We start from the raw sequence: 5647 nt of genomic DNA, 5'->3' as shown, positions 1-5647 counted from the left end.
CCCGCGGCCGCGACGAACGTGCCGTTGCGGCCCCGGGTCTCGATCACCCCGTCGGCCTCCAGCGCGCGGTATGCCTTGGCGACGGTGTTCGCGGCCAGGCCCAGGTCCTCGGCGAGCCCGCGTACGGTCGGGAGCCGGTAGCCGACGGGCAGCGCGCCGGAGCGGGCCTGTTCGGAGAGCTGCGTGCGCAGTTGCTCGTACGGGGCGGTGGCGGAGTCCGGGTCAACGGCGATTCGGAGAGTCACCGGCCGATTGTCCCCCATCACCGGAAACGGGGAGGCGGGCGCACCATCCGCCCGGGTACCTTCCCCCGCATGACAGCGAACGTTCACGACTTCCGGCCCGCCGCGGCAAAAGCCCGTCCATGGCCGGGGCACGGCGTGTCACCGCGCACGGTGACGCCCCGGCAGGAGGTGCGCGGTGCCCGCACCCGCTGAGCGGGGGGCCGTCCTGACGGTCACCCTGGTCAAGAACGGCCGTACCAAGATCCGCTACCCCGCCGAGCCGGTCCACGACGACGGCACCCGCATCACCGTGCGGGCCCCGTGGGCGGCCCCCGGCGCACGGGACTTCGGGTTCGTGCGGTTCGAGCCGGGTGACGTCCTCACCGAGCACTACTGGCGTGACCGGTGGTACGCGGTGAAGGAGGTCCGCACCGGCGACGGGGTGCTGAAGGGCTGGTACTGCGACATCACCCGGCCCGCCGTCCTGCGCGGCACCGAGCTCGTGGTGGAGGACCTGGACCTCGACCTCTGGGTGCCGGCGGACGGCTCGTCCGTGCTCCGGCTGGACGAGGACGAGTTCCGGGAGAGCGGCCTCGCCGGCCGGGACCCGGCGGCGGCCCGGGCCGCCGTCCAGGCCCTGGAATCCCTCGAACGGCTGGTGCGCGCCGGGGGCCTGGCGGACCTGACCCGGGACCACCGCGCGGCCCCGCGCCCACCCGCCGGCGCGGCACGCACCGAGCCGGGAGCGGGGCCGGACGGACCGCGGGGTCCCGCCGGGGCTGCCTAGGGAGCGACCAGCTCCACCTCGAACCCGGCCGTGTTCTCCAGGTACGCCGCGTAGTGCCCGCTCCCGCCGGCGTACGGGTGCCGGTCGGGGAAGAGCAGCCGCCAGCCGTGGCCGGGGGCGCGTGCCACCAGCGCGTCCAGCGTGTCCCGGTCCCGGACGTGGAACGCCAGGTGGTTGAGCCCTGGCCGCAGCCGGTCGTGGGTGCCCGCTGCCTGGTCCGGTGACCGCCCGACCACGATGTAGGTCCCGCCGCGCCGCCAGCTGCGGCCGTGCGCCCAGCGCTGGTACGGGGCGTGGCCCAGCTCGCCGAGCAGCCAGCCCCACTCCCCCTCCGCCTGTGCCAGGTCGGGTGTCCACAGCTCGATGTGGTGCACCCGGCCGGCGGTGGCCTCGGTCACCGGGAGCGGGACGGCCCGCCGGGTCCCGTCCCCCGCGTACCCGACCGGGTCGCCGTCCTCGTGCCAGTGGACGAGGAAGCGCTCCCCGGCGCGGTAGCCGTCGAGTCCGGCGCGGCAGTAGGCGATCATGTCGTCGGGGAGCGCGTCCAGCGGGTACCAGCCGAGCTCGGAGCACTTCTCCGGTTCGGCGTTGCGCGGCGGGCGGGCCGGATCGTACTCCGCCTCGAAGAACCAGCCCGTCCTGGGGTCGCCGCCGGGCCCCCGGTGCTGCATCACCAGGGCGGCCCGGAGCTCCTCCGGCTCCAGTCGCACACCGATCTCCTCGGCCGTCTCCCTGATCACCGCCTCCCGGACGTCCTCGCCGTCCTCGACGTGACCGGAGGGCGCGTGGAGCAGCCCGTCCCCGTAGCCGGTGCCCGCGCGCCGGGCGAGCAGCACCTCGGAGCCCCGGCGGAGGATCAGGTGGACGTCGACGACCTCCCGGTGGCGGCGCACCGGCTCGGCGCGGGCGACCAGGGCGTACCGCTCGTCGTCGACCTCCCTGCCCCAGAGCCGGGCGTCGCCGGAGAGCGGCTCGTGGTGGACGCGTTCCGTGTGCGGGGCGAGCAGGGCGGTGAGGCGGGTGGCGGAGAGCCCGACGCCACCCCACACCCCCTCGATCAGGACGAGCCGCCCGCCCGGCCGCAGCAGGCCGAACCAGTGGCGCAGCGCGGCCGCGGGGTCGGGCAGCAGCCACACCACGTGCCGGGCGAGGACCACGTCGAACCGCTGGGTGCCGACGGGGGGCCGGCCGGCGTCACCCACGAGCACCTCGGTGCCGGTCCCGGCGAGTTTGGCGCGCGCCTGCCCGGCCATGCGGGGTGAGCGGTCGACGGCGGTCACGCGGTGCCCCTGGGTGGCGGCCAGCAGCGCGAGGCTGCCCGTCCCGCAGCCGAGGTCGAGCACCTCGGAGGGGACGGCGGGCAGCCAGGTCTCCATCCGCCGCGCCCAGGCGCTGCGGACGGCCGGGTCGAGGAGCCCGTGGTCGGGCTCCTCGTCGAAGGAGTCGGCGGCGGCGTCCCAGTCGATCGTGGTCATACCGCGATTCTCCCAGCCGCCGCCGGCGACACCTCAGCTCCGGGCGCGGCGGCTCGGCCCTCTCACCAGGGGCCGGGCGAGGATCCGCACGGCGATCCCGTAATCGGCCAGGGAGAACGACGTGTTGACGAGGCCGGTCACGCGGCGACGGCCGTGGCGGGCAGGCCCGGGGTGAGCGGGGGGACAGGGCGCCGGCCGGGGACGCGGAGGCGGCCGGCTCCCCCGTGCCGCCGTCCTGTTCACGCTGTGCTCGGCCCCCCGCCACATGTTGCGCGTGAACATGACACCAACCCCCGGCAGTGTCACCGAGGTCGGCCCGATCGACCGAGGAGGACCCGTGGTCACACGTTCCGTGTCCCGTAGGCAGATGTTCGGATACGGCGGGGCGACAGCCGCCGCCCTGATGCTGGGGACGGGGGCCTGGGACGCGCAGCCCGCGTTCGCCGCACCCGCCCTGCGCGGCGACCCGTTCACCCTGGGTGTCGCCTCGGGCGACCCGACGTCCGACGGTGTCGTGCTGTGGACGCGGCTGGCTCCGGACCCCTTCGCGCAGGACGGCCTCGGCGGGATGCCGGCCAGGCCGGTCCGGGTCCACTACGAGGTGGCGCTCGACGAGCGGTTCCACCGGGTCGTGCGCCGCGGCAGCGTCGTCGCGACCCCGGAGCTGGCCCACTCCGTCCACCCCGAGGTGCACGGACTCGCCGCGGGCCGCACGTACTGGTTCCGCTTCAGGGCCGGCTCCGCCGTCTCCCCCGTCGGCCGGACCCGCACCACCCCCGCCCCCTCGGACGGCCCGCACCGGCTGAGGTTCGCCTTCGCCTCCTGCCAGGCATGGCAGGACGGCTACTTCACGGCCTACCACCACATGGCGCGGGAGGACCTGGACCTGGTGGTGCACCTCGGCGACTACCTGTACGAGTCCGGTGTCAGGACCAACAGGCGGGGCGTGACGACGGACCCGAGGTTCCACACGGAGACGCTCGACCTCGCCCGCTACCGCCTCCAGTACGGCCTCTACAAGTCCGAGGCCCCGCTGCGCGAGGCACACGCCGCCTTCCCGTGGATCATGACGTTCGACGACCACGAGGTGGAGAACAACTGGGCGGACGAGACCTCGGAGAACGACGAGGACCCGGAGACGTTCCTGCTGCGCAGGGCCGCCGCCTTCCAGGCGCTGTACGAGCACGCGCCCCTGCGTCGCACCCAGCTGCCGAAGGGGCCCGACGTGCAGATGTACCGCAGGCTCCCGTACGGCCGGCTCGCCGACTTCACCATGCTCGACACCCGCCAGTACCGGGACGACCAGGCGTGCGGAGACGGCACCTCCGCCGACTGCGCGGAGCGGTTCGACCCGGACCGGACCCTGCTCGGGGCCCGGCAGCGGGACTGGGTCCTCAAGGGCTTCAGCCGCTCGCGGGCGCGCTGGCAGATCCTCGGCAACCAGGCGCCGATGGGCCAGACCGACCAGGACCCGGGCCCGGGCACGACGGTGTGGACGGACCCGTGGGACGGATACGTCGCCGAGCGCAACCGGTTGCTGGCCGAGGCGGGCACCCGCGGGGTCCGCAACCTGGTCGTCGTCACGGGCGACCGGCACCAGAACTACGCCTGGGACCTCAAGCGCGACTACGCCGACCCGGAATCGGCGACCGTGGGCTCGGAGTTCGTGGGCACCTCCGTCACGAGCGGCGGCGACGGCGCGGACATGACGGCGCAGGGCGAGACGTTCCTGGCGGCGAACCCGCACATGAAGTTCTTCAACAGCCAGCGCGGCTACGTGCGCGTCACGGTCGACCGCGAGCGGTGGACCAGCGACTTCCGGGTCCTGCCCTACGTGACGAAGCCGGACGCGCCGATCAGCACGCGCGCGAGCGTGGTCGTGGAGGACGGGGTGCCCGGCGTCCAGGTCTGACACGGGGCAGGCCCGGCCGTGCGCAGGCGGTGGCCGGGCCCGGCCGGAGGTCCGCGGCCCGCGCGGCGTGACGGCTCTGCCGGCCGGAGCCTGCCGGCGTCCCTTCCCGATGGGGGTCTTAACGCTCCCTCAAGCGCACCGTAACGATCGCCACCTGCGGCTTTACACGGCTGAACAGGCTCTGGACGGCGGCTAGTTTGCTGATCACCGACACAGGCCCCGTCCCGTCGGCGCCACATCCGCACCGGGGGGGCGCACCGGCGTACGGGGACGGGGCCTGTGCCGCACCCTCACAGCCGCGTCCGCCGAAGGAGCACCACCATGGCCGTCACCCCGACCGTTCACCGCAGGCTCGCCGCAGCCGTCGCGCTCGGCGTCGCTCCGCTCGTGATGACCGGGCTGTCCGCCTCGCCGGCCGCCGCGCACGGTTCGCTGACCGACCCGGTGAGCCGGGTCTCGGCGTGTTTCGCGGAGGGGCCGGAGAATCCGGAGTCCGCCGCGTGCCGGGCGGCGGTCGCCGCGGGCGGCACGCAGGCGCTGTACGACTGGAACGGCGTGAACATCGCGAACGCCGCCGGCAGGCACCGCGAGCTGATTCCGGACGGCAAGCTGTGCAGCGCGGGCAACGACAAGTTCAGGGGGCTGGACCTGCCTCGCGCGGACTGGCCCTCCACCGCGATGAAGGCGGGCAGCCACACGTTCCGCTTCCGAGCGACCGCCCCGCACAGGGGATCGTTCGAGCTGTACCTGACCAAGGCGGGCTACGACCCGGCGCGGCCCCTGAAGTGGTCGGACCTCCAGGAGAAGCCGTTCGCCACGGCCACCGACCCGGCGATGGAGAACGGGTCGTACGTCTTCGACGGGACCGTGCCGCAGGCGTCGGGGCGCCAGCTGATCTACACGGTCTGGCAGCGGTCGGACTCCTCCGAGGCCTTCTACGCCTGCTCCGACGTGGTCTTCGGCGGGCAGGGCACGGGCAGCGGTTCCGTGGCGGCCGTCCCCGCCCCGACCGCGTCCGCCCCGTCCGAGCAGGACATCGACGAGGGCGCCGGCAAGTCGTCCGTGGAGCATGCCGGACACGGGGACGACGACGCCTCCACCGGCGCGGAGGTCACGGAGGCGGCACCGGCCGCGGACGCGGCGGCACCGGCGGACGGGGACAACGCTCCCGAGGCGGAGAACGCCGTCGCGCCCGTCGAGGCTCCCGCGGGTGGTGAGAGCCTCGCCGAGACCGGCGGCGACGGCTCCA

Annotated in this window: 5 protein-coding genes; 3 read left to right on the top strand and 2 right to left on the bottom strand. The window is 74.6% G+C overall.

The features are described 5' to 3' along the window. The coding region (locus ABZ371_RS28130) for a GntR family transcriptional regulator (protein ID WP_358684661.1) at positions 1-245 on the bottom strand (245 nt) is incomplete at its 3' end. Between the two features lie 175 nt (positions 246-420). On the opposite strand from ABZ371_RS28130, the gene ABZ371_RS28125 reads away from it, so the two are divergent. Next, the gene (locus ABZ371_RS28125; protein WP_358684659.1) at positions 421-1011 is read left to right on the top strand and encodes a DUF402 domain-containing protein; all 591 of its coding nucleotides are present in this window, start codon (positions 421-423) and stop codon (positions 1009-1011) included. Here ABZ371_RS28125 and ABZ371_RS28120 read toward each other — a convergent pair. Further along, positions 1008-2486: a trifunctional class I SAM-dependent methyltransferase/NUDIX hydrolase/VOC family protein gene (locus ABZ371_RS28120; protein ID WP_358684657.1), complete on the bottom strand. Its 1479-nt coding sequence runs from the start codon at positions 2484-2486 to the stop codon at positions 1008-1010. The genes ABZ371_RS28125 and ABZ371_RS28120 overlap by 4 nt on opposite strands. 337 nt (positions 2487-2823) lie before the next feature. Here ABZ371_RS28120 and ABZ371_RS28115 point away from each other — a divergent pair, with 337 nt between their 5' ends. Both ABZ371_RS28115 and ABZ371_RS28110 read left to right on the top strand, forming a co-directional pair. Next, positions 2824-4398 (top strand): alkaline phosphatase D family protein, encoded by a 1575-nt coding sequence (locus tag ABZ371_RS28115; protein ID WP_358684655.1) that lies wholly within the window; start codon positions 2824-2826, stop codon positions 4396-4398. Positions 4399-4719: 321 nt separating this feature from the next. After that, positions 4720-5647: lytic polysaccharide monooxygenase (locus tag ABZ371_RS28110; RefSeq protein ID WP_358684652.1), on the top strand; the 928-nt coding region annotated here is incomplete at its 3' end.

The sequence above is a fragment of the Streptomyces sp. NPDC005899 genome (genome assembly GCF_040629645.1).
In the GTDB taxonomy this organism is placed as follows: Bacteria; Actinomycetota; Actinomycetes; order Streptomycetales; family Streptomycetaceae; genus Streptomyces.
The sequence above is the reverse complement of the archived record's forward strand: the minus strand, read 5'-3'. Positions and strand labels throughout refer to the sequence as shown.

Bases quoted from the DNA above. Each gene is read 5' to 3' on its own strand.
- ABZ371_RS28120 (WP_358684657.1), bottom strand. From the start codon at position 2,486: ATGACCACGATCGACTGGGACGCCGCCGCCGACTCCTTCGACGAGGAG.